Source organism: Mesorhizobium sp. WSM4850, from assembly GCF_055811735.1.
Genome location: NZ_JBVVPV010000023.1, coordinates 74,080 through 96,753, shown reverse-complemented (window position 1 = coordinate 96,753; position 22,674 = coordinate 74,080). Strand labels below are relative to the sequence as shown.

At 63.6% G+C, this 22,674-nt stretch carries 22 protein-coding genes and 3 pseudogenes; 13 read left to right on the top strand and 12 right to left on the bottom strand.

Translation table 11 applies throughout. From position 1 onward, the window contains the following. The first annotated feature begins 507 nt into the window (after nucleotides 1-507). The 5 genes from AC0L2Z_RS21245 (at nucleotide 508) to AC0L2Z_RS21225 (ending at nucleotide 7,210) form a co-directional block, all read left to right on the top strand. Nucleotides 508-936, top strand: a complete 429-nt coding sequence (locus AC0L2Z_RS21245) for a CBS domain-containing protein (protein ID WP_473629213.1) — start codon at nucleotides 508-510, stop codon at nucleotides 934-936. Between the two features lie 299 nt (nucleotides 937-1,235). Then, a complete protein-coding gene (locus tag AC0L2Z_RS21240; RefSeq protein ID WP_128171160.1) occupies nucleotides 1,236-2,396 on the top strand; it encodes an efflux RND transporter periplasmic adaptor subunit in 1,161 nt (386 codons plus the stop codon). Continuing rightward, complete coding sequence (locus tag AC0L2Z_RS21235; protein ID WP_473629212.1) at nucleotides 2,396-5,527, top strand: efflux RND transporter permease subunit; 3,132 nt, start codon at nucleotides 2,396-2,398, stop codon at nucleotides 5,525-5,527. The genes AC0L2Z_RS21240 and AC0L2Z_RS21235 overlap by 1 nt, the downstream gene beginning before the upstream one ends. A gap of 346 nt (nucleotides 5,528-5,873) precedes the next feature. Continuing rightward, entirely contained in the window at nucleotides 5,874-6,689 is an 816-nt protein-coding gene (locus AC0L2Z_RS21230) for an SDR family oxidoreductase (RefSeq protein ID WP_023797533.1), read from the top strand. A gap of 26 nt (nucleotides 6,690-6,715) precedes the next feature. Continuing rightward, nucleotides 6,716-7,210, top strand: a complete 495-nt coding sequence (locus AC0L2Z_RS21225) for a MaoC family dehydratase (RefSeq protein WP_268929563.1) — start codon at nucleotides 6,716-6,718, stop codon at nucleotides 7,208-7,210. A 167-nt stretch (nucleotides 7,211-7,377) separates the two neighbouring features. Here AC0L2Z_RS21225 and AC0L2Z_RS21220 read toward each other — a convergent pair whose 3' ends face one another. Further along, on the bottom strand, nucleotides 7,378-7,917 hold the full coding sequence (locus AC0L2Z_RS21220) for a hypothetical protein (RefSeq protein WP_473629211.1): 540 nt from the start codon (nucleotides 7,915-7,917) through the stop codon (nucleotides 7,378-7,380). 206 nt (nucleotides 7,918-8,123) lie between these two features. On the opposite strand from AC0L2Z_RS21220, the pseudogene AC0L2Z_RS21215 reads away from it, so the two are divergent. After that, nucleotides 8,124-8,249: pseudogene (locus tag AC0L2Z_RS21215) on the top strand (TetR/AcrR family transcriptional regulator); the annotation flags it as partial. A gap of 36 nt (nucleotides 8,250-8,285) precedes the next feature. Here AC0L2Z_RS21215 and AC0L2Z_RS21210 read toward each other — a convergent pair. The 5 genes from AC0L2Z_RS21210 to AC0L2Z_RS21190 all read right to left on the bottom strand — a co-directional run bounded on the left by AC0L2Z_RS21210 (nucleotide 8,286) and on the right by AC0L2Z_RS21190 (nucleotide 13,767). Then, nucleotides 8,286-8,516 (bottom strand): hypothetical protein, encoded by a 231-nt coding sequence (locus AC0L2Z_RS21210; protein WP_473629210.1) that lies wholly within the window; start codon nucleotides 8,514-8,516, stop codon nucleotides 8,286-8,288. Between the two features lie 51 nt (nucleotides 8,517-8,567). Then, nucleotides 8,568-9,149 carry a sarcosine oxidase subunit gamma gene (locus AC0L2Z_RS21205; RefSeq protein ID WP_473535379.1) on the bottom strand — a complete coding sequence of 194 codons (582 nt, stop codon included), beginning with the start codon at nucleotides 9,147-9,149 and terminating at the stop codon, nucleotides 8,568-8,570. Further along, on the bottom strand, nucleotides 9,142-12,132 hold the full coding sequence (locus AC0L2Z_RS21200; protein ID WP_128173537.1) for a sarcosine oxidase subunit alpha: 2,991 nt from the start codon (nucleotides 12,130-12,132) through the stop codon (nucleotides 9,142-9,144). The genes AC0L2Z_RS21205 and AC0L2Z_RS21200 overlap by 8 nt, the downstream gene beginning before the upstream one ends. Next, nucleotides 12,129-12,425 (bottom strand): sarcosine oxidase subunit delta, encoded by a 297-nt coding sequence (locus AC0L2Z_RS21195; RefSeq protein ID WP_023797525.1) that lies wholly within the window; start codon nucleotides 12,423-12,425, stop codon nucleotides 12,129-12,131. Before AC0L2Z_RS21195 ends, AC0L2Z_RS21200 begins: the two co-directional genes overlap by 4 nt. Nucleotides 12,426-12,513: 88 nt before the next feature. Beyond that, nucleotides 12,514-13,767 carry a sarcosine oxidase subunit beta gene (locus tag AC0L2Z_RS21190; RefSeq protein ID WP_473629209.1) on the bottom strand — a complete coding sequence of 418 codons (1,254 nt, stop codon included), beginning with the start codon at nucleotides 13,765-13,767 and terminating at the stop codon, nucleotides 12,514-12,516. A gap of 259 nt (nucleotides 13,768-14,026) precedes the next feature. On the opposite strand from AC0L2Z_RS21190, the gene AC0L2Z_RS21185 reads away from it, so the two are divergent. Together AC0L2Z_RS21185 and AC0L2Z_RS21180 are read left to right on the top strand one after the other, a co-directional pair. Then, the gene (locus AC0L2Z_RS21185) at nucleotides 14,027-14,785 is read left to right on the top strand and encodes an SDR family oxidoreductase (protein WP_287230340.1); all 759 of its coding nucleotides are present in this window, start codon (nucleotides 14,027-14,029) and stop codon (nucleotides 14,783-14,785) included. Nucleotides 14,786-14,868: 83 nt separating this feature from the next. Beyond that, nucleotides 14,869-15,255, top strand: coding sequence for an SET domain-containing protein (locus AC0L2Z_RS21180; protein ID WP_128169930.1), 387 nt, complete (start codon nucleotides 14,869-14,871; stop codon nucleotides 15,253-15,255). A gap of 88 nt (nucleotides 15,256-15,343) precedes the next feature. Here AC0L2Z_RS21180 and AC0L2Z_RS21175 read toward each other — a convergent pair whose 3' ends face one another. Both AC0L2Z_RS21175 and AC0L2Z_RS21170 read right to left on the bottom strand, forming a co-directional pair. Beyond that, nucleotides 15,344-15,787 (bottom strand): DUF6766 family protein, encoded by a 444-nt coding sequence (locus AC0L2Z_RS21175; protein WP_023797521.1) that lies wholly within the window; start codon nucleotides 15,785-15,787, stop codon nucleotides 15,344-15,346. Beyond that, nucleotides 15,774-16,283, bottom strand: coding sequence for a ferritin-like domain-containing protein (locus AC0L2Z_RS21170; RefSeq protein ID WP_023797520.1), 510 nt, complete (start codon nucleotides 16,281-16,283; stop codon nucleotides 15,774-15,776). The genes AC0L2Z_RS21175 and AC0L2Z_RS21170 overlap by 14 nt, the downstream gene beginning before the upstream one ends. Nucleotides 16,284-16,689: 406 nt before the next feature. Between AC0L2Z_RS21170 and rpsU the strand changes: the two genes are divergently transcribed. The 5 genes and pseudogenes from rpsU to AC0L2Z_RS21145 form a co-directional block, all read left to right on the top strand. Next, a complete protein-coding gene (gene rpsU, locus AC0L2Z_RS21165; RefSeq protein ID WP_023797519.1) occupies nucleotides 16,690-16,956 on the top strand; it encodes a 30S ribosomal protein S21 in 267 nt (88 codons plus the stop codon). 153 nt (nucleotides 16,957-17,109) lie between these two features. Beyond that, entirely contained in the window at nucleotides 17,110-17,958 is an 849-nt protein-coding gene (locus tag AC0L2Z_RS21160; protein WP_473629208.1) for a tetratricopeptide repeat protein, read from the top strand. A gap of 164 nt (nucleotides 17,959-18,122) precedes the next feature. Beyond that, nucleotides 18,123-18,367 (top strand): annotated as a pseudogene (locus AC0L2Z_RS21155) (DUF992 domain-containing protein); the annotation flags it as partial. A gap of 34 nt (nucleotides 18,368-18,401) precedes the next feature. Continuing rightward, nucleotides 18,402-18,596 (top strand): DUF992 domain-containing protein, encoded by a 195-nt coding sequence (locus tag AC0L2Z_RS21150; RefSeq protein ID WP_473629216.1) that lies wholly within the window; start codon nucleotides 18,402-18,404, stop codon nucleotides 18,594-18,596. 278 nt (nucleotides 18,597-18,874) lie between these two features. Next, nucleotides 18,875-20,297 (top strand): annotated as a pseudogene (locus tag AC0L2Z_RS21145) (MFS transporter); the annotation flags it as partial. A gap of 217 nt (nucleotides 20,298-20,514) precedes the next feature. Here the strand turns inward: AC0L2Z_RS21145 and coaBC are convergent. Genes coaBC through AC0L2Z_RS21125 form a run of 4 tightly spaced genes read right to left on the bottom strand, consistent with a single transcriptional unit; the run spans nucleotide 20,515 to nucleotide 22,622 of the window. Further along, complete coding sequence (gene coaBC, locus AC0L2Z_RS21140; RefSeq protein ID WP_473629207.1) at nucleotides 20,515-21,732, bottom strand: bifunctional phosphopantothenoylcysteine decarboxylase/phosphopantothenate--cysteine ligase CoaBC; 1,218 nt, start codon at nucleotides 21,730-21,732, stop codon at nucleotides 20,515-20,517. A 19-nt stretch (nucleotides 21,733-21,751) separates the two neighbouring features. After that, nucleotides 21,752-22,159 (bottom strand): type II toxin-antitoxin system VapC family toxin, encoded by a 408-nt coding sequence (locus AC0L2Z_RS21135; RefSeq protein ID WP_473629206.1) that lies wholly within the window; start codon nucleotides 22,157-22,159, stop codon nucleotides 21,752-21,754. After that, nucleotides 22,156-22,410 (bottom strand): FitA-like ribbon-helix-helix domain-containing protein, encoded by a 255-nt coding sequence (locus AC0L2Z_RS21130; protein ID WP_023797510.1) that lies wholly within the window; start codon nucleotides 22,408-22,410, stop codon nucleotides 22,156-22,158. The genes AC0L2Z_RS21135 and AC0L2Z_RS21130 overlap by 4 nt, the downstream gene beginning before the upstream one ends. Nucleotides 22,411-22,412: 2 nt before the next feature. Then, a complete protein-coding gene (locus tag AC0L2Z_RS21125) occupies nucleotides 22,413-22,622 on the bottom strand; it encodes a FitA-like ribbon-helix-helix domain-containing protein (RefSeq protein ID WP_473629205.1) in 210 nt (69 codons plus the stop codon). Nucleotides 22,623-22,674: the final 52 nt, after the last annotated feature.

Genomic DNA, 22,674 nt, shown 5'->3' with positions numbered 1-22,674 from the left:
ACTTCTTCGTCGCCAGCGGCGCGCCGCCCTCGTTGGTGAGGCGTATATAGTCGGCGCCCATCCAAAGTGTCAACAACCATTTCAATCTTTTTTGCGGAGAACTGTTTCGCTTTGGCGTCTCAGTTCAGGGTGCACCAACCATGTCTTAGGTACGATTTGTTACCTATGTCTCCGGGCTGGACAACTTCCGGTAGACCGGCTGGATCGCCACGATCCGAAGGTTCTCACCATGAAAATTTGAACCGCACGGGACCAAGAACTCACCTGTCCCCATGCGGCGGAGCCGTCTCCGGTCCTGTGAGCTTAATATGGGAACAAAACAGGAAAATTCAAGCATCACGGCTGGAACCATTCGGCCCGGCTTTTAGTTCCATCAGCGAAGAACGGGACCGCCGAGCGAGCGTCGCAGCGCGACAGGCCTGAGGTCCTCAGCAAGTCTTCCAGGCCAATATCGCTCTACGACCGCAGGCGGTGGTGCTGTTCTGGGCACGAACAGGGAGATTCACCATGAAAGTCGCTGAGATAATGACCCCCAACGTCCATCTCGCCAGTCCTGACGAGTCACTGCAGAAAATCGCGAAACGAATGGCGGTTGACGATGTCGGATTCCTCCCCGTCGGAGAAAACGACCGACTCGTCGGAACGATCACCGACCGTGACATCGTCGTGCGTGCGGTCGCCGAAGGCAAAGACGGCAACGCGATGGTCCGCGACGTGATGACTGAGGATGTCAAATACTGCTTCGAGGACGAAGATATCGAGCACGTCGTCCAGAACATGGGTGATATCCAGGTCAGGCGGTTGCCTGTCCTCAATCGCGACAAGCGCCTGGTGGGCGTGGTCTCGCTCGCGGACGCGGCGCTGAAGGAAGATCCGGCAACCGCCGGAATCGCGATGTCCGGCGTCGTCGTGCCCGGCGGCGCACACGCGACGTAAAAAAATTTCCGCGGGCAAGCAGACGGGATCCGATGGACGACCTGCCGAGCGGCGTCGTCGGCATGGCCCTGAGGCGGCGATCGAAACGGCGAGCGCATTGGTGATCTCTGCCGCCCGCGCCGATCGGCCGGTGAGCCAACCGGGGCTCTTACCAACGTTACACCGATTTAATGTGCAAGCGAGCGGGAGAATTGCCATAAAGCTTTGATATCGACGGGCCATCCCCTGTGTCGGAGGGTGCTGTCGCGTCTACTTCAGCTTGGGAAGGGTAGACGGTATCTTTGCCAACCGGAGTGCCGATGGCCGCCTGGAAACAGATTGTTTTTGCATTTGTGATCCTCGTCGCGGCCGCGGCCGCCTGGGTTCGCTTTTTTCCAGGCGCGCCGGATGTGCTGGCGCGCTGGGGCATCGAATGGGCTGATGCCGCGACGCCTCCGACAGCGACGAGCGCCGTCGACAACGCCGGGCAAGCGGGCCGCCGCAGCGACGCCGGCCAACTGGCGACTATCGTCGCATTGCCGGCGGCCACGGCCGTCATCAATGATCGCCTGCGGGCAATCGGCACCGGCCGAGCCTACGCCTCGGTGACGGTCAATCCCTACAGTTCAGGCCGCCTGGTCGAATTTCTGGTCGAGTCCGGCGCCCATGTCGAAAAAGGACAGATCATTGCCACCCTCGATTCCGACACCGAGGTGATTGCACAGGACCGCGCAAAGGTTGCCTTGCAGGACGCGCAGGCCAAGCTCGACCGGGTCAAATCGTTGCGGGCTTCCAACGCTGCGACGGCGGTCTCTGTTGCCGATGCCGAGGTGGTGCTGGCCAATGCCAAGCTGGCGCTTCGCGATGCGGAACTGGCCTTGCAGCGCCGCTCGATCGTCGCGCCGATCGCCGGCGTCGTCGGCATCCTGCCGATATCAGCCGGCAACTATGTGACCAGCCAGTCGGCGGTCGCCACCCTTGACGACCGCTCCAGCATACTGGTCGAATTCTGGGTGCCGGAGCGCTTCGCCGCCGTCGTCAAAGTCGGCGCGCAATTGTCGGCGACGCCAATCGCCAACCCAAACAAAGCCTATACCGGCACGGTCTCCGCCATCGACAACCACATCGATGAAGCCAGTCGTACCCTTCTGGTCAAGGCAAAGATCGCCAATCCGGCCGATTCGCTGCGTGCCGGCATGTCCTTCCAGATCACCATGAAGTTCCCCGGCGACAGCTATCCTGCGGTCAGTCCGCTGGCGATACAATGGGGTTCGGACGGCGCCTATATCTGGACCATCGTGGACGGCAAGGCCAAGCGGGTTGCGGTGCGCATCATCCAGCGCAACACTGAGACCGTGCTGATCGATGCCCCGATCGTCAGCGGCGACATGGTGGTGACCGAGGGCACCCAGAGTGTTAGCGAAGGCGGCGAGGTCCGCATCGCCGGCGAACAACTGCGCGCCGCGGACGCCGACGGCTGATGACCGCAACCAACAACGCAGCCAGCGACACAGGATTCACCGCGCTGTTCATCCGCAGGCCGGTGATGGCCTTCGTTTTGAACACGCTGATCGCGGTCGCCGGCCTTGCTGCCTTTTACGGTGTCGAAATCCGCGAACTGCCGGATGTCGATCGCGCCGTCGTCACCGTCAACACGACCTTTGAAGGCGCTGCAGCCGAGACCGTCGACCGCGAATTGACCGACGTGATTGAGGGCGCGGTCGCCCGCGTCTCTGGTGTGAAGTCGATCTCGTCCACCTCGTCCTTCGGCACAAGCCGCGTCACCATCGAATTCAACGACGGCGTCGACCTCGACGTCGCCGCCTCCGATGTGCGCGATGGCGTCGGCCGCGTCGCCGACCAGATGCCGGATACGGCGGATGCGCCTCGCATCGTCAAGGCCGATGCCAATTCCGAGCCGGTGATGCGGCTGGCTGTCACCTCCGACACCATGTCGGTGCAGGACATGACGGTGCTGGTCCAGGACCAGATCGAGGACGAGCTTGCCGCCGTGCCTGGCGTAGCCGACGTCCAGGTCTATGGCGACCGCGACAAGATATTTCGCATCGATGTCGATCAGAACAAGCTCGCCGGCCTGGGCTTCACCGTCGCCGACCTGAGGACAGCGCTGGCCTCGGTCGCTTTCGACTCGCCTGCCGGCTCGATCACCACGACCAACCAGGATCTGATCGTGCGTCCGACGGCGGACGTGACCACGCCGGAGGAGTTCGAAAACATCATAATCGGCGGCACGACCCGCATCCGCGACGTCGCCACCGTCACGCTCGGCCCCGACATCGGTCAGACCACATTGCGATCGAACGGCAAGACCGGCATCGGTCTCGGCATCATCCGCCAGGCGGAATCGAACACGCTGGATATTTCGACCGGCGTCAGGGCCGCCGTCGCCGCGCTGCAGGCGGATCTGCCTCAGGGCATGTCGATCAAGGTCACCAGCGACGATGCGGTCTTCGTCAACGGCGCGGTGCATGAGGTCGAGATCGCACTCGGCCTGTCCGTCTCCATCGTGCTGATCGTCATCTATGTGTTTCTCCTCGACTGGCGCGCGACGCTCATTCCTGGGCTTGCGATGCCGGTCGCCATGATCGGGACGATCGCCGCCATCTATCTTGCCGGCTTCTCGGTCAACATATTGACGCTGCTGGCCCTGGTGCTGGCGACGGGCCTGGTCGTCGACGACGCCATCGTTGTTCTGGAAAATATCGTGCGACGACGCAACGAAGGCATGGGGCCACGCGCCGCGGCCGTGCTTGGCGCCCAGGAAGTGTTCTTCGCCGTCATCGCCACGACGCTGACGCTGGTCGCCGTCTTCGTGCCGATCTCCTTCCTGCCCGGCCAGACCGGCGGCCTGTTTCGCGAATTCGGCTTCGTTCTCGCCATATCGGTGCTTCTGTCCGCCGTCGTGGCGCTGACCCTTTGTCCGATGCTTGCCTCGCGCATGCTGTCGGTCGCGCCGCTTCATCACGAAGGCGGCAGCGGCATCGGCGCCCGCATCGGCGGCGCGCTGAACAGGCTCTACCGGCGCTGCCTGCGCACCTGCCTCGATGCGCCGTGGATCGTGCTCCTGGTCGCGCTGCTGTTTGCAGCCACCGCCTTCACGCTGTTCGGCACGATTCGCCAGGAACTGACGCCGACCGAGGATCGTGCCGTCGTGCTGATGCGCGTCGATGCGCCGCAAGGCGTCAGCCTCGACTACACGACGCAGCAGATGCAGAAGATCGAAAAACTGATCGAGCCGCTGCGCGATTCCGGCGAAATCCGCAATACGTTCGAGAGCGCCGGCCGCAACGGCGCCTACAATGCCGGCTTCATGGTGATGACGCTGGCGCCATGGGACGAGCGCACCCGCAGCCAGCAGCAGATCATGGCCGACATCAGACGGCTCACCCGGCAGGTGCCGAGCGTGCGCGTCTTTCCGATGCAGCCCAACAGCCTCGGGATTCGCGGCGCCGGCAACGGCCTGCAGTTCGCGCTGGTCGGCAACAACCGTGCGGCGCTCGGCGACGCTGCGGTGAAGATCATCGCCGAGATGCAGAAGGACGCCCGCTTCCAGTCGCCCCGGCTCTCCGTCGACCCGACGCAGCCCCAGCTTTCCGTCGCCATCGACCGCGAGCGCGCTTCCGACCTCGGCATCGACATCACCAAGCTGGCCGATTCCTTCCAGGCCATGCTCGACGGCAATGATGTCGTCGACGTCTATATCGCCGATCGCAGCTACGGCGTGAAGCTCGTCTCGACGACCAACCCGATCAACGATCCGACCGATTTGGAGAACATCTTCCTGAAGACGGCCGACGGCCGCTTCGTGCCGATGTCGACCATCGCCACTTTGACCGAGCGCGCCGTACCGCCCTCGCTGACCCGCGAGCAGCAGCAGCCGTCGGTGGCGATCACCTCCAACCTCAGCGGCGATTTCGCGCTCGGCCAGGCGCTCACCCGTGCCGAGGCAATCGCCACGCCGCTTCTGCCGCCGGGCAGCCGCATCGTCCCCTTGGCCGAGGCGGCGACGCTGGGCGAGACCAACAGCGCCATGATCACCATCTTCGGCTTCTCGCTAGTCATCATCCTTTTGGTGCTCGCCGCTCAGTTCGAGAGCTTCGTCAGCGCGGTCATCATCATGGCGACGGTGCCGCTCGGCCTCGCCTGCGCGATCTTTGCCCTTTTGCTCAGCGGCACCAGCCTCAACGCCTACAGCCAGATCGGCCTGGTGCTGCTGGTCGGCGTGATGGCCAAGAACGGCATCCTGATCGTCGAGTTCGCCAATCAGTTGCGAGACCGCGGGCTCGGCGTGCGTGAGGCGATCGAGCAGGCCTCCACCATCCGGCTGCGGCCGGTGATGATGACGATGATCTGCACCGTGCTCGGCGGCGTGCCGCTGGTGCTGGCGAGCGGCGCCGGCGCCGAGGCGCGGATCGCGCTCGGCTGGGTGATCGTCGGCGGCCTGGGTCTGGCCACCGTCTCGACGCTGTTCCTGACGCCGGTCGCTTATCTCCTGCTCGGCCGCTTCGTCACGCCGAAGGTGGAAGAGGCGTCACGGCTGAAGCGCGAACTCGAACAAGCCGCCTACACCAATGTCGAGCCGGCTGAGTAGGCAGGACAATCGCTTCAGCTTAGACCGGTGACCGCTTATTCCGAGCGTTTGCGCTGCCCCTCACCTGCCTGCCGGCATCCTCTCCCCGCATAGGGACGGGGAGAGGGGCTCTCGTCACCGATTTCGCCAATCACTGGCGTCGCAAGAAGGGCGCCGGCGTTGCGATCAGCTCCTTCTCCCCGTCACTATACGGGGAGAAGTGCCCGGCAGGGCGATAAGGGGCGGCGCCGACTTCAACAAGTTGATCTCCAATACAAATTGGGCACTATCATTGCCTGAAGAGATTTGCGGCCCTGACCATGGCAGCCTTTTGCTGGGCGAGGCACGGGCGCGCGGAGGAATTGCGATGAGCTATCTGGACGAGCTGTTTTCGGTGGCCGGCAAGACCGCGCTGGTGACCGGGGCTGCGACCGGCATCGGCCGCATGGCGGCGACCGCTTTGGTCAGTGCCGGCGCCACCGTGATGATCGCCTCGCGCAAGGGTGAGGACTGCATCAGGGTTGCCGATGAACTGAACGGCCTCGGCGGCACCGGCCGGGCCGAAGGCTTTGCCGGCGATGTCTCCAGCGAGGCTGGCATCGCGGCGCTGGTCGACGAGGTCAAGGCGCGGACCGAGCGGCTGAACATCCTGGTCAACAATGCCGGCGTCTCCTGGGGGGCGCCGCTGGAAAGTTTTCCCTACCATGCCTGGGCCAGGGTGTTCGGCGTCAACGTCACTGCGGTCTTCCAACTGACGCGCGAGCTTCTGCCGCTGCTCGATGCCGCCGCCAGCGATGCCGATCCGGCCCGGGTGATCAATCTGGGTTCGGTGATGGGCACGCAGCCGCTGGCCGACGACGCCTACTCTTACTCTGCCTCAAAGGCTGCTGTTCACCATCTGACGCGCATCTTGGCGATCGAGTTCGCCGCCCGCCGCATCACCGTCAATGCCTTCGCCCCCGGCCCCTTCCAGAGCCGTATGACAGCTTTTGCCACCGCGAGCGAGGAACAGGCAAGACAAGTCGGCGGCCATGTTCCGCTTCGTCGCATCGGCGCGTCGGATGACATTGCCGGCGCAACGCTCTATTTGTGCAGCCGTGCCGGCAGCTATGTCACCGGCGCCATCCTGCCGATCGATGGCGGGCAGTCGGTGCAGCATGGGCTGACACTGTTCAAGGAATGAAGCCGCTCGCGCTCCGGACGGTTGAAATGGAGGACATCAGCGTGGAACCGATCAGTCTCGATGTGCTTCTGGCCAGCGTCGGCAAGGAGGTCGGCGTGTCGCCGTGGCGGGTGGTCTCGCAGCGCATGATCGACCAGTTCGCCGACGCCACCGACGACCACCAGTTCATCCATTGCGACCCGGAGCGCGCCAAGCGCGAGACGCCGTTCGGTGGCACCATCGCGCATGGTTTTCTGTCGCTTTCGCTTTTATCGGCGATGACCTTCGAGACCATGCCGCCGCTCGAAAACAGCAAGATGGGCGTCAACCATGGTTTTGACTCGCTGCGCTTCCTGGCGCCGGTGAAGACCGGCGCGCGCATCCGCACCCGTTTCGTGCTGGCCGACGTCAAGGTCAGGCCGTCGGGGTGGGTGCAGACCGCGCATGACGTGACGATCGAGATCGAGGGCTCGAAAAAGCCGGCGCTGACCGCGCGCTGGCTGACGCTGACATTGATCGAGCGCGAGCCAGAAGCGGCCTGAACGGCTCAACGAACCTCGCCAGAGATCATCTTCATGTGCCGGCCGACCTGCAGGGCGATGTAGACGACCAGCGCGCAACCGATCGGGAACACGATCTCGTTGAGGCCCGGTTGTGATCGCCCGCGGCAATTCAAGCGCAACGCCGTTCACCGCGGCCGTCTCAATCGTCAGGACCGTGATTCCGCCGCCGAACACCGCGCCGATCGCGGTGCCTGCCAGCGCGAAATGGATCGGACGGGCCTTTCCTTCGACGCCAGCGAGGCCAGGATCCAGCCGAGCAGGCCGTATTCGATCGCCCGCAGCACGCCCAGCGTGGTGAGCGAGAGGGTGGCCGGTTTTGTGGCCGCATCAAGAGCAGTTACCATGACCGTTTGCGACCCCTTGGCGATGGCCATCGCCAGTGGTGCCGAGATTGCAGCGATCAGGCCGCCGAGCGAGGCTCGTACCTTGGCGATCGCCGTGCCGAGGCTGAGACCGGCGCAGACGAAGAACGCCCACGTCACGCCTTGCGCCAATTCGATCAGGATCAGGGTGGTAGCCGGGTGAGAACCCGCTGCAAGCCTGCCAGCCAGAGTAAGCGCCTCCATGGCGAATCCGAGCGCGATCGCCAACCATGCAACCATGACCACCCGCCTGAGGGCCAGCATGGCATCGTGAGAAAGTGGGTCTGCGTTTGGCGCAACGGAAGAAAGCTCGGTCATGGTCATCTCGCCCTAGCAACAAAATCTCTTGGCCGGGCCGCAGCTAACCTCTGGTTGTAACAGTCCGATGTCGCGTCGTTCTGCCCGGGTAACACTTGCGATCGATGTTTAGGCGACAATGGCTGAGAAGGACGCCGATTTTTGACCGCGCCTTGTCCGATTCCGTACAGCGTATATAATTTAGCCAGCCACAAACAGAAGGCAGGCGAAAATTGCCGCTTAGCGTCCAAGCACGCCGCGAGAAACAAAAGGCCGAACTGCGCTCCGAACTTGTCGACGCCGCGCACAAGCTCGTCCAGGAAGAAGGCTATGAAGGCCTCACCTACCGCCTGCTCTCATGGCCGGCGACCCGGCTCGCCGGAGCCTGATGAATGTTATTTCCTGCGCTTCTTCATTCCGGCCACGATCTTGGCCTTGCCAGGTCTTGCAGGAGCGCCGGGAATCGAAGTCCCGGTGATCGACACCGGATCGCTGGCCGGAAACGTGTCCTCGAGCCCTTCCTCGAGTTCCTCTTCAATGTTTGTTTTTTTGTGCTGCTCGTGTTCGAACGAGCGCACGGCCGGCGTCTTCTGAGCCGCTGGATTCGGCGCGGATTTCGACGGCATCGACATTCTCCCCGACTTGCTCCGGCAAACGGTCGAGCCCAGCGAACATTCCTAAGCCGCTGCGTCGCCGGCCGCCTCCGACAGGAAAGTAAAGACATAATCGGAAAAAGAGCGCCAGCATTCAACCCGGAACGCGTCGGCTGCGATGCGCAATAGCACGATCTCGGCCTTGCCCAGGATGGTGCGCGAGGCCGCGCCCACCGGAAAGACGTCCAGCGACAGATCCTGCGGACAGCCTGAATTGATCGTCGCCGCCGCCGCTGGACCGATAACCGAGATGGCGACGTTGCGATGCGAGATGCCGACCGCCGAATGCAGCACTGTGACCTCGGCGCAATCGGCGAGCGGGTCTTTTCCCACCTCGTCGATGACCAGCCATTCGTCCGGCCCAAGCCACAATGCCGTGCGCCCGGCATTTGCCGCCGAGGTTTTGGGCTTCCGCGGCAGGTTCACTCCAAGCGCCTTCGAAAGCGCCGCGACCGAGGCGTCCGGCGCGCGCAGCGAAATACGCTGCGCCGGCGGCAACACAGCAAGCGTAACGCCGGTTACGGAAAGCTCCTGACCGGCGAGAGCCGGCCGGCGTTCGACCGACGGCGCAGCGGCGGCAGATTCCTTCGCGGCAGCCTTAGCCATTGAGGCGCTCCCCCTTGTCGTCAAAGAACACCATGCCGGTGACCTCCACCTCGATCGTCGCATTGGGCATCGGCACGTAGAGCGTCTCGCCCATCCGGTCGCGGCCGCCGGCAACCAGAGCCAGCGCAATCGAGCGGCCGCAATTTTCCGACCAGTAGCTCGAGGTGACATGGCCAATCATCGTCATCGGGATCGCCTGCTTCGGATCGCCGACGATCTGCGCGCCTTCTTCTAGCACCACTTTTGGGTCTTTGGTCTTCAGGCCGACAAGCTGCTTGCGGCCCTTGGCGACCAGGTCGGGCCGAGCCATGCCCCTGATACCGACGAAATCGGTCTTCTTCTTGCCGACCGCCCATTCGAGCCCGGCATCGCCGGGCGTCACCGTACCGTCGGTGTCCTGGCCGACGATGATGTAACCCTTTTCGGCACGCAGCACGTGCATCGCTTCGGTACCGTAAGCACAGGCGCCGTGCTTCTGGCCCTCGGCCCACAGCGCTTCCCAAACGGCCTGGCCGTAATCGGCCGGCACGTTGACCTCGAAGCCGCGCTCGCCGGTGAACGACATGCGGAACAGCCTTGTCGGCACGCCGCAAATCCTGCCCTCGCGCACCGACATATGCGGCAGCGCCCCGTCCAACATGTCGATGCCCTCGACCAGCGGCGCGATGATCTCCCGCGACTTCGGTCCCTGCACGGCGATCACCGCCCACTGCTCGGTGATCGAGGTCAGCCAGACGTTGAGATGCGGAAACTCGGTCTGGAGGTAATCCTCCATATGGTTCATGACTCGCGGCGCACCGCCGGTCGTCGTCGTCACATGGAAACGGTCGGGTGCAAGCCTGCCAACGACACCGTCGTCATAGATGAAACCATCCTCGCGCAGCATGATGCCATAGCGGCAGCGGCCGGGCTCCAGTTTCTCCCACGGATTGGTGTAGAGCAGTTCCATGAACTTCGCCGCATCCGGCCCGACCACCTCGATCTTGCCCAGCGTCGAGGCGTCGAACAGGCCGGCCGTCTTGCGCACCGTGACACACTCGCGATCGACGGCGGCGTGCATGTCCTCGCCTGCCTTGGGAAAATACCAGGCGCGCTTCCATTGGCCGACATCCTCGAACACTGCACCTTGGCGCTCGGCCCACGGATGGATCGCCGTCTTGCGGGTCGGGTCGAAGAGCGGACCCCGCGCGTGTCCGACGATCGAACCGAAAGTGACCGGCGTGTAAGGCGCCCGGAACGTCGTCAGGCCGACTTGCGGGATCGGCATGCCCAGCGTCTCGGCGGCGATCGCCAGGCCGTGCATGTTCGAGGTCTTGCCCTGGTCGGTCGCCATGCCGTTGGTGGTGAAGCGCTTGACGTGCTCGATCGAGCGCATGCCTTCATGCACCGCCTGGCGGATGTCCTTGGCGGTGACGTCGTTCTGGAAGTCGACGAAGGCTTTTACCGTCGTGTCCGGCCCGGCGCCGGGCGCCGCGCCCAGCATGCCACGCGACCAACTCTCGCTGGCGTCGACCTTCGGCTTGGCGCCGGCATTCTTGACGCCCGCATCCTTGGCCACCTTGGCGCCCGCCGCATAGGCCTCGTCGATCGTCGCCGACAGTCCGTCCGTGCCGTTGCAGGCGCCGACCGACACGCAATCCTGCGCGTAGGTACCGGGCACGAAACGCTTGGTCTCGTCATTGAAGGCGACCTTGCCGCGCGATTGCGAGAACAGATGCACCGACGGTGTCCAGCCGGCCGACATCAGGATGGCGTCGACCGGGATGGTGCGCTCGCCGCCGCCATTCTTCGGCTGAACGGTCATCGACGAAACCCGCAATTTGCCGCCGGCGCGGATCACCGCGCGGCCGAAATTGACCTCGATTCCAAGCGCCCTCGCCTCGTCGATCACCGATCCGGTCGGGTTGTCGCGCAGGTCGACTATCGCCGCCACGCCGACGCCGGCCTTCTTCAGGTCGATCGCCGCCGCATAGGCGGAATCATTGACCGTATAGACGCCGACATTCCTGCCGACCGCGACGCCAAAATGGTTGAGATAGGTGCGCGCCGCCGACGCCAGCATGATGCCTGGCCGGTCGTTGTCGGCAAACACCATGTGCCGCTCGATGGCACCGGTCGCCAGCACGACGCGTTTGGCACGGACCTGCCACAGCCGCTCGCGCGGCAGCTCGCGGCCGGCATTCTTTAGATGGTCGCTGACGCGCTCGACCAGCCCGACGAAATTCTGCGCGTAATAGCCGAAGGCCGTGGTGCGCGACAGCACGCGGACATTGTCCATGGCCTTGAGCTTGGCGACTGCACCTTGCGCCCAGGCAAAACCATCCTGGCCGTCGATCCTGGCGCCACTCTCGAAATGCAGGCTGCCGCCAAAATCCGGCTGCTCGTCGGCAAGGATGACGCGCACGCCGGTTTCGGCCGCGGCAACTGCCGCGGCGATGCCGGCAGCACCGCCGCCCAGCACCAGCACGTCGCAATGTGCGAAACGCGCCGAATAGTGGTCGGGATCCGGCTGGTCGGGAGCGACGCCAAGCCCTGCCGCAGCCCTGATCCTGGGCTCGTAAAAGTTCTTCCAGGCGGACTTCGGCCACATGAAGGTCTTGTAGTAAAAGCCCGCCGAAAGCAGCGGCGAGGCGATGTCGCCGAGCGCGCTGACGTCGAAGGCCAATGACGGCCAGCGGTTCTGCGACTGTGCCGTCAGCCCGTCATAGAGCTCCTGCACGGTGGCACGGACATTTGGCGTCCTCCTGGCCGAGTCGCGCTTGATCTCAACCAGCGCGTTGGGCTCTTCCGCCCCGGCGGACAGGAAGCCGCGCGGCCGGTGATATTTGAACGAACGGCCGACCAGATGGACGCCGTTGGCGAGCAGCGCCGAGGCCAGCGTTTCGCCTTCGACGCCGGCATAGGACTGGCCGTCGAAGCTGAACCGCGCGGTCTCTGCCTGCTTGAGGCGCCCGGCGCCGGGAATGCGGAACGTCGCGATCATTCGGAGGCTCCCGGCAGCTTCGCCGGCTTCGGCTCGCCGGCCTTGTAGGTCATCAGGAACCTGTCGCTGACGGTGTCACGCACGGCATTGAAGAACCGCGCGCAGCCATGCATGTGCCGCCAGCGCTCATAGATGATGCCTTTGGGATTCGAGCGGATGAAGAAGAACTTTTCGAAATCGTCGTCGCTTGTCGCGGCCATATCCGCCGAACGCGCGATATGTGCCTCGCCGGCGTTGCGGAATTCGAGTTCCGGACGCTCTTCCTCGCAATAGGGGCAGCGGATGAGAAGCATGGTTGTTCCTACAATTCGCCGTGGCCGACGCAGGCGCCGGCGGGTTGATCGCAAAGCCTCTGTCCCAACATCACAAAGCGGGCAATCATCAGTGTGCCACCGCCGCCGCCGCCGCCTCGTCGATCAGGCGGCCGGTGCGGAAGCGCTCGATGGTGAAGGGCGCGTTGATCGGGTGCGGATCGTCCCTGGCGATGGTGTGGGCAAAGACATGGCCCGAGCCCGGCGTCGCCTTGAAGCCGCCCGTGCCCCAGCCGCAATTGACATAGAGGCCGGGCACTGGCGTCTTGGCCAGGATCGGCGAACGGTCGGGCGTCACGTCGACGATGCCGCCCCACGAGCGCAGCATCTTCATGCGCGTGAACATCGGGAACATCTCGCAGATGGCGTCGAGCGTGTGCTGCAGGATGTGCAGGCCGCCGGTCTGCGAATAGGAGATATACTGGTCGGTACCGGCGCCGATGACCAGTTCGCCCTTGTCGGACTGCGAGATATAGGCGTGCACCGTGTTCGACATCACCACGCAGGGGAAGACCGGCTTGACAGGCTCGGAAACCAGCGCCTGCAGCGGATAGCTTTCCAGCGGCATCCGCACGCCGGCCATGTCCATGATGACGGACGAATGGCCGGCGGCAACGACGCCGACTTTTTTGGCGCCGATGAAGCCGCGCGTCGTCTCGACGCCGGTGACCGAACCGTTCGGCGCCCGCTTGACGCCGGTGACCTCGCAATTCTGGATGATGTGGACGCCGCGCGCCGAGGCACCGCGCGCATAGCCCCAGGCGACCGCATCGTGGCGGGCGGTGCCGCCGCGACGCTGCAGGGTCGCGCCCATCACCGGATAGCGGGCATCGCGCGAAATGTTGAGCGGCGGGCAGAATTCCTTGGCGGCTTCCGGCGTCAGCCATTCATTGTCGATGCCGTTCAGACGGTTGGCATGGACGTGGCGTTTCAAGACCTGGATGTCGTGCACATTGTGGGCCAGCATCATGACGCCGCGCGGCGAATACATGACGTTGTAGTTGAGCTCCTGGCTGAGCCCGTCCCACAGCTTCAGCGCATGGTCGTAGATGCCGACGCTCTCGTCATAGAGATAGTTGGAGCGGATGATGGTGGTGTTGCGGCCGGTATTGCCGCCGCCGAGCCAGCCCTTTTCCAGCACCGCGACATTGGTGATGCCGTGCACCGTGGCGAGATAATAGGCGGTGGCCAGGCCATGGCCGCCGGCGCCGACGATGATGACGTCGTACTCCTTCTTCGGCTCTGGCGAGGACCACTGTTCCTCCCAGCCCTTGTGGCCGCGCATGGCCTCGCGGGCGATGGCGAATACCGAGTATTTCTTCAACGTTCCAGCCTCGCAGATAGCGGCCGGACATCCAATCGAGCCCCGGCGCGCGAGGTGTATCACTAGCGAAACAGCGCTGCCACCCTTGCGCTGTTTGCGACGGCGCTTGCCGTTTTGCGCCACGGCCAAAAAGACCTGTCGAGCAACGAGCCGAACGACGCATCCGGACGCCTTCAGGTATCGGGTGGCTCGTGCCGCCTCGATCTGCGACCAAGCATCCGATTGCCGGCGAAAGCTGGCGCGAAAGAAGGATGCAAAAATGCTCGCACTCGCCAACAAGATCGCCATCGTCACCGGCGCCAGTTCCGGCATCGGCCGCGCCACGGCAAAACTCTTTGCCGAGGAAGGCGCCAAGGTGGTCGTCGCTGCCCGTCGCCAGGCAGAGCTGGACGCGCTCGTCGCGGAAATCGAGGAAGCCGACGGCACGGCGATCGCCCTTGCCGGCGACGTTCGCGACGAAGCCTATGCCAAAGCCCTTGTCGACCTGGCGGTCGAGAAATTCGGCGGGCTGGATATCGCCTTCAACAACGCCGGCTCGACCGGCAAGATGGGTCCAATCTCGGAGCTGTCGCTGGAAGGCTGGCGAGAGACGCTCGACACCAACCTGACCAGCGCATTCCTCGGCGCGAAATATCAGGTCCCGGCGATGGTCGAACGCGGCGGCGGATCGCTGATCTTCACCTCTACCTTTGTCGGCCATACCGTCGGCATGCCCGGCATGACCAGCTATGCCGCAAGCAAGGCCGGGCTGATCGGATTGACGCAGGTGCTTGCCGCCGAAAATGGCGCCAAAGGCGTGCGGGTCAACGCGCTCCTGCCGGGCGGCACCGACACGCCTTCGGCAACGTTCAAGACACCTGAATCGCGAGCCTTCGTCGAAAACCTGCATGCCTTGAAGCGCGTCGCCGAGCCTGAGGAGATCGCCCATTCGGCGCTCTATCTGGCTTCCGACGCATCGAGCTTCACCACTGGAACTGCGCTGTTTGCCGATGGCGGGGTCTCGATCAATCGGACGTGAGGCAATCTCGCAAAAGCGGTCTTGCTTTCCGGTGCGATTTGGCGATTTGTTCGGACACTTCTGTTCGAAGACAGGCCTAGAACATGCTGCTGATCAGGACCTACATCGCTGCTAGCGCAATCGAGGGCGTCGGCGTGTTCGCCGCCGAGCCGATCAGGAAGGGAGCGTCGATCTGGCGGCTCGATCCCGACTTCGATCGGCTGATCCCGCTGGAAAAATATGGGGCCGCGCCGCCGCACCTCAGGGAATTGCTCGACAGATATGCCTATCCAAGCCCGGACCGGCCCGGATTCATCGTCTATGAGGTCGACAATGGCCGCTTCATGAACCATTCCGAAAGGCCGAACACGGATTTTTCTCGGCATGGTGGGGCAACCGCGATCCGCGCCATAGCGGCGGGCGAGGAAATAACCTGCGATTACGGCGAGTTCTTCGAAGATTTCGAGCGGCTTCATTTGGCCACGGCATAGAGGAGCGCCTGTCGCCGCTTGCGAATGCAAGGACCATTAATCGGGCCCGGAGTGGTGAGCGGCTCCGGGCCACATTTCCATTCCCAGATCAGTTCCGGTGGGCGTGCGGCTCGTCGGTGTGGCGGCCGTCATACTGCAGGTCCAGCTCGCGAATCGCCTCCTTGCCTTTCTTCGGATCGACAAGCCTGAGAAGCGCGTCGATCTTGGCCTCCATCCGGTCGGTACTCTCCTTCGATTGCGGCGAACCGACGAAGAGCAGGAACGCCAGGCCACCGACCTGCCAGAGCAGCTGCAGGAATTCCGATTGCCAGTTCTCGAGCGTGTCGCGGCTCATCTCGATCAGATAGCCGCCGAACTCTGGCGGTTGGCTCAGCGCTCGCTGCTCGTCGAGATAGGCGAACCAGCCGAAAACCCAGTGGCCGACGATCGAAATGATGAAGAAGCCGAGGGTAATCCAGGCATAGCTGTAAGCCCGCCACACCGAAGGTGGTGTCACCTTGGCCGCCGGCCTGTCGTCCTCATCGTTTGGCATTGTCGCTGTCCGACCCCGAGCGAGCCAAGAACTGCTCCGTCGTCGCGGGCAGCTTGTTTTTCAGCCACTCGGCCATCGCCTCCTCCTCACGCAGATTTTCTTCGCAGGCCCGGGCGACTTCTGTTTCGCCTAGGGATTCGGCGGCTGCGATGAGGATCGTGTAGGATGCGATCTCCATGTGCTCGAAGGTGTAGCTCGCCAGTGAGCCCTTCATCACCTCGTCGCCGGCGAAGACGCCGCTTAGGGACTGTGCCATCGCCAGCAGCTTGCCGCCGGCGTCCTTCAGCGTGGACGTATCTTCGCCCACTTGTTCCAGGCAGGTCCTGAGGCGCGCGGCTTGCCCTCTCGTCTCGTTGAGGTGCAGGCTGATGCGCTCACGGAGTTCGGGATAACTCTCCAGCCGGCTCAGCTGGCCGTTCAGCATGGTTTCGGCCTGCTCCTCCATCGCATGCGCGTCCCTGAGCCACTGGACGAGCCATTCACGGGTCTCTGACATCGGTTTTCTCCTGTGCTTACGTATGCGAAACAACCATGGGGAACGAGGTTTGTTCCTTCGTCGATAAAGCCGGGCGGACCGTTTTGCCGGATGGAGGCAGCAGGTCTTATCGGTGGCTGAGAAAACGTCAACGATGCTCTCATCGGCGCGGAGAGCCCGCCCGATAAGGCAAATCTACTACCAAGGGTCGTAATTCCTTGCTTTCTGACGGCAGTTATGCTAATGATTTGCGCATGGTGCTGATTGCGCCGACGACCCGCCGCCGAGGCGGGTTTTTCGTTTCGGCAGTGGACAGAGCGGCGTGATTCTGCTATCAGCCGCCACAATTCGTGGTGTAGACCGCCGCGGAGGCAAGCGACTATGGCCACTTGCCTGTTGTTAACAAACCCGAAAGACAGGATTGCCCGTGCAGGTACTCGTCCGCGACAACAATGTTGATCAGGCGCTTCGCGCGCTCAAGAAAAAGATGCAGCGCGAAGGCATCTTCCGCGAAATGAAGATGCGCGGACATTATGAGAAGCCTTCCGAGAAGCGCGCCCGCGAAAAGGCGGAAGCCGTTCGACGCGCCCGCAAGCTGGCCCGCAAGCGCGCTCAACGCGAAGGCCTGCTGCCGATGACGCCGCGCCCGGTGGCGGCTGGTGCTGCTGGCGCGCCGCGTCCGCCGCGGTTCTGACGTCAATTTTTCGTCCTTTTCGAAGGATACCAAGGGTGGCGCGATGTATAATCGCCGCCACCTTTTTGTTTTGAATTCGACCAGTTCGCAGAGGACCGGTTCGGAGAGGGAACAGACCTGACGGCGCGGGCGGGCAGTGAGGACAGAGCAGACATGAACGCAATTAGCGTGGAGCGCAGAACCGCAATGCGCGGCTTCGCCCTGACGGCAACCTTGCTTTCCGGGCTGGCGCTCGCCAGCTGCCAGACAGCAGCCCCGACCGGCGAATTCACCAACATCGACAGGGCGCAAGGGTCGGCCGAGAACATCTCCTCGCTATCGGCCGTTATCCAGCGCAGTCCTCAGGACCCGGAAGCTTACAATGTGCGCGGCTCGGCCTATGGCCGCGGCGGCCAGTATCAGGCGGCGCTCAAGGACTTCAACACCGCCATCCAGCTCAATCCGAATTTCTACCAAGCCTATTCGAACCGCGCTCTCATCCAGCGCTTCCTCGGCGATCAGGCGGCCGCGCTTTCCGACTACAACCGCTCGATCCAGATCAATCCCGATTATGACGCAGCCTATATCGGCCGCGGCAATCTCTACCGCAAAGCCAACCGCATCCAGGAAGCGTTCAACGATTTCCAGAAGGCCATCCAGCTCGACACGACAGATGCGCGCGCCTATCACAATCGCGGCCTGATCTATCAGAGCCAGGGCCAGCACGCTTTCGCCATCGAGGATTTCTCGACCGCCATCTCGCTGGCGCCGGACGCCGCCGATCCCTACAATGGCCGCGGCCTCTCCTATCTCGCGACGAACGACGAGGACAACGCCTTCGCCGACATCAACATGGCGATCAAGCTCGACGGCAAGAATGCCGAGGCCTGGTCCAACCAGGCGCTGATCTACGAGCGGCGCGGCGACAAGGCCAAGGCGGCAAAATCCTATCGCGAGGCCGTGCGCCTCAGCCCCACCTACCAGCCGGCCAAGGACGGCCTGGCGCGTACCAGCGCCGCCTGACCGACGGCGGCTTTTCGGCCTGATATGGCGGGCCTGCCGTTTGGCATGGCTTCGAAACCTTCAACGACTGTGCATTGACGCCCGCCTTGATCGCGCCAAGTTCTCGGCGGAACGCTCGCGACGCTTAGCCGTTGTTCAAGGCTATTCGCGAAAGGACCCCTCCCATGATCAAGAAACTCGCCTGTGCCGCCGCCCTCGCCGCTACGGTTCTCGCCGCCCCTGCCAGCGCGGGCAGGCTACAGCTCGGCGTGCTCGACTGCACCATCGACGGCGGCACCGGCTATATCGTCACATCCAGCAAAGGCGTGGCCTGCACCTTTCGCCCTCATCATGGCGGTCCCCCGAAGCCTATACCGGGGTCATTTCCAAGCTCGGCGTCGACGTCGGCAAGACCCACCAGGGCGAATTGATATGGGCGGTTCTGGCGGCCACCCGCAACCGTGATGCCGGCGATCTTGCCGGCAGCTATTATTGGCGTCAACGCCGAGGCCAGCGTGGTAACCGGCGGCGGCGCCAACCTTCTGGTCGGCGGGCTGAACAGCGCCTTCTCGCTGCAGCCTCTAAACGTACAGGCGCAAACCGGCGTCAACCTGGCAGTCGCCGTCACCTCACTGCAACTGATCCACTCTTTCAAATGAACGCCATAGCGTAGCTCTGCATGCGGCGCGGAACAGGATAGAACTGTTCCGCGCCGCACGACTTTTGGGGAACCGCCGTGCGAGGGAAGATCATCGCTGACGCCATGATCGCCAATCTTGACATCCCGCCTTCATCAGCACCCTCAGCGCACCCGCGAAAAACCGCTTGAGCTCAACTGCGGTTGAGGTTTTACAACCCATCCCCGAAGTGCCATTTGGAGACGAAGAGCGCTCCACCATTTCTTTAATCGGCGTATACGAAAGTTCGGGAGGGCGGGGTGATCGAAACCAGCACAAACAGGGTCGACTGGCGGGCGCTGTGGGCGAGCGGCGATCTGGCGCGCTTCTGCTTCATCAGCCTCGGCATCCTGCTGCACGCCACCAACGAAACCATGGTGGCAACGGTGATGCCGGCGATGGTCGGCGAACTCGCCGGGGTTCAGCTGGTCGGCTGGTCGCTGGCGATCTACGAGCTCGGCGCCATCGTCGCCGGCGCTGCCGCCGGACGGCTGGTGAGCTATGTCGCGTTGCGCACCAACATGGTGGTTGCCGCCCTGCTCTACGCGGCCGGCGCCCTGGTCTGCGCCATCGCGCCGTCGATGCCGCTGTTCCTGGCCGGGCGCCTAATCGAGGGATTTGGCGGCGGCGCGCTGGTGTCGCTGGCCTTCGTCTCGGTCGAGCGGCTGTTTCCACGCGCCATCTGGCCGCAGCTTTTCGGCGTTATGTCGGCGATCTGGGGCGTCGCCGCCTTCAGCGGGCCGGTGCTCGGTGCGTTGATGACCGAATTGCTCTCCTGGCGCTGGGCTTTCGGCGTCTTCACGCTTGGCGGCACCGCCATGGCGTTGGCGAGCTTCATCGTGCTCGACACGCCCGAGGCGACCCGGCCGCGGGCGATCACTGGAACCGCGCCGCCCTTCCCCTTTGCCGCGCTCGGCTGCCTTGCCGTCAGCGTCTTGCTGATCGCCACGGCCGGTGTCGACATTGCCCTGCTGCGCTCGTCCCTGCTGCTCATCCTCGGCCTGATCGGGCTCGCGCTGTTCGTCCGCATCGATGCGCTGAAGCCGGGCTCGCGGCTGTTCCCGTCGCGGCTGTTCTCATGGCGCTCGCCGGTCGGTGCTGGCATGACCATGGTCGCCGCGTTTTCGGTGGCGACCTGTTCCTTCGCCGTCTACGGGCCACTGCTTCTGACCAGCCTGCACGGCATTCCGATCCTGACCACCGGCTATATCATCGCCGCCGAATCGATCGCCTGGTCGATCCTGTCGATCCTCGTCGCCAATGCGCCGCCGGGAGAGACTGATCATCACCGGCGGCGCGCTGATGATCGCGACGGGCATCGCCGGTTTCGCCTATGCCGTGCCGGCCGGTTCGATTTCGCTAATCCTGTTTTGCGCCTTGCTGCAAGGCGGCGGCTTCGGCATTGCCTGGCCCTTCGTCACACGGGTGATCGTCGCATCGGCCAGGGACGGCGAACAAACGATCGCTTCCGCCGCCGTGCCGACCATGCAGCGCATCGGCTATGCGGTCGGTGCCGCGTTGACCGGCATCGTCGCCAACCCCAGCGGTTTCTCCGAAGGCCTGAACCGCGAGGCGGCGGCGAATGTCGCCACCTGGCTGTTCCTCGCCTTCGTGCCTCTCGGGATTCTGGGATGCCTTGCCGCGCTGAGGATCTCGGGGCCGGCAACCCCACGGCCGGCGGAGCTGCCAATCTCCCCCCTTGTGGGGGAGATGCCCGGCAGGGCAGAGGGGGGCGCGAAGGATCGCCAAACGTGGGCTTAACCTACCTATACGAGACAGCGCAGATTCCTGGGATCCTGTTATTTCGAGCGCCGCTGCGGGACACGATCTTTCGAAACGTCGGCGGGACAGCGCCCCCCTCTGGCCTGCCGGCCATCTCCCCCACAAGGGGGGAGATTGACTAGACGACGATCGTCTTCAGCCGTTCGGCGATCAAGGCGGCGAGCCGCGTCGCCACCTCGTCCTTGCTCATCTCGGGCCATTCGTCGACACCGGCCTTCCAGACGATCCGCACCTTGTTGCGGTCGCCGCCCATCACCCCGCTTTCGTGGGATACATCGTTGGCGACGATGAAATCGGCGCCCTTTTTCCTGAGCTTGGCCTCGGCGTTCCTGACGAGATCCTGCGTCTCGGCGGCGAAGCCGACGACCAGGCTGGGCCGCTTTCTGTGATGGCCGACACCGGCAAGGATGTCAGGGTTTTCGATCATCTGCAGCGCCGGCGGCCCCTCGCCCGCCACCTTCTTTATCTTCTCGCCGGCCGAAGTCTCGCTGCGCCAGTCCGCAACCGCCGCGACGAACACCGCCGCGTCCGCCGGCAAAAGCTGTTCGACCGCGTCCTTCATCTCGTTGGCGGTTTCGACATGCAACGTGGTGACCTCAGCCGGATCGGCAATGCCGACCGGACCGGAGACGAGGCGCACATCGGCGCCCAGCCTTGCCAGCGCCGCCGCGATGGCATGGCCCTGCTTGCCGGACGAACGGTTGGCAATATAGCGCACCGGGTCGATCGGCTCATGCGTCGGCCCTGAGGTGACGATGATCTTTCTGCCTGCCAGCGGCTTCGGACTGATATCGAGCAGCGCCTCGATCGCAGCGACGATTTCCAGCGGCTCGGCCATGCGGCCTTCGCCCGCCTCGTTGCTCTCGGCCATTTCGCCCTTTGCCGGGCCGACGAATGCGACCCCGTCCTTCCGCAACGTCGCCCGGTTTCGCCGGGTCGCGGGATGCGACCACATTTTCGGGTTCATGGCGGGCGCCATCAGCACCGGCTTGTCGGTCGCAATGAGCACGGTCGAGGCAAGGTCGTTGGCATGGCCGTTGGCGAGCTTCGCCATCAGGTCGGCGGTAGCCGGCGCCACGACGACAAGATCGGCCTCGCGCGACAAGCGGATGTGGCCGACATCGTGCTCGTCATTGCGGTCGAACAAATCCGTGAGCACGTGGTCGGCCGACAGCGCCCCGACCGACAGCGTGGTGACGAATTCCTGCGCCGCGGCGGTCATCACCACGCGCACCACAACACCCCGCTCGCGCAGCCGGCGGATCAGGTCGAGTGCCTTGTAGGCGGCGATACCGCCGCCGATGATCAGCAGGATGCGCTTGCCGGAGAGGGTCATGCCCAGTTCTTGTCCGATGTCATGCCGGCTTCAGCGCCGGTTCGATGTCGGTATGAATGAAATCGTCGCCCTTGAAAAGCAGCGGCAGGTTTCGCGTCTTGGCCAAGGCGTAGGCGAAGCAGTCGCCCATGTTGAGATTGGCGCGATGGCCAGTACCTCGGCCATACAATGCATAGGCTTCAATTCCGGCTTGCGCATGTTCGGCTGAGAGCGCGACGATTGTGACTTTGAGTCTAGCAAGAAGGCCCGTCAACTCGGCCGTGCCAGCCGCGCCATAGCGGCGGAGAATTACTGTGCCGCATTCCATCAGGGTTGCGGCGCTCATCAGTATCCGCTGATTTCCGGCGAGGCGCTGAGCGATCGCCGGAGCGTCGGGCTCCTGCTTCAGGATGGCCACGATCGCTGAGGTGTCGACCACCACGGTCATTCCTCCTCGATGAAGGACCAGAGGTCATCAGTGAATTTCTTCTGATCGAAATCCGCTTGTTGCAGTCGTCGGCCGAATTCGAGGATTTCCTCCGCCGTAACAAAATCCCCGTCACGTTCTTTGGTGACTGCCACATCCTTCAGCAAGAGATTTCTTGCCTCCTGCTCCATTGACACGCCATGTCTGGCAGCCCGCTCGCGCAGCTTTTGCTTCAGATCGTCGTCGAGATTGCGAATGGTCAGGGTGCCCATAACTACCCTTGCCCCCGTGTGGTCGGTCTGAACTTGGCTTCGTCGTCGGCTGCAATGCCCGACGAGTCGAAACCTTTGGTGGTCGGAAGCCCTACGGATGCGGCGAGCACGTCCCGCGCCTCCTGCTCCATGGAAACGCCACGCGCGGCGCCACGCTCACGCAGTCGCCGCATGACACTCTCATCCACATTGCGAACAGTAATCCGGGCCATGATCGCGCTCCCGCGAACCTAATATAGCGACACCGGAGCATGACTGCAATGA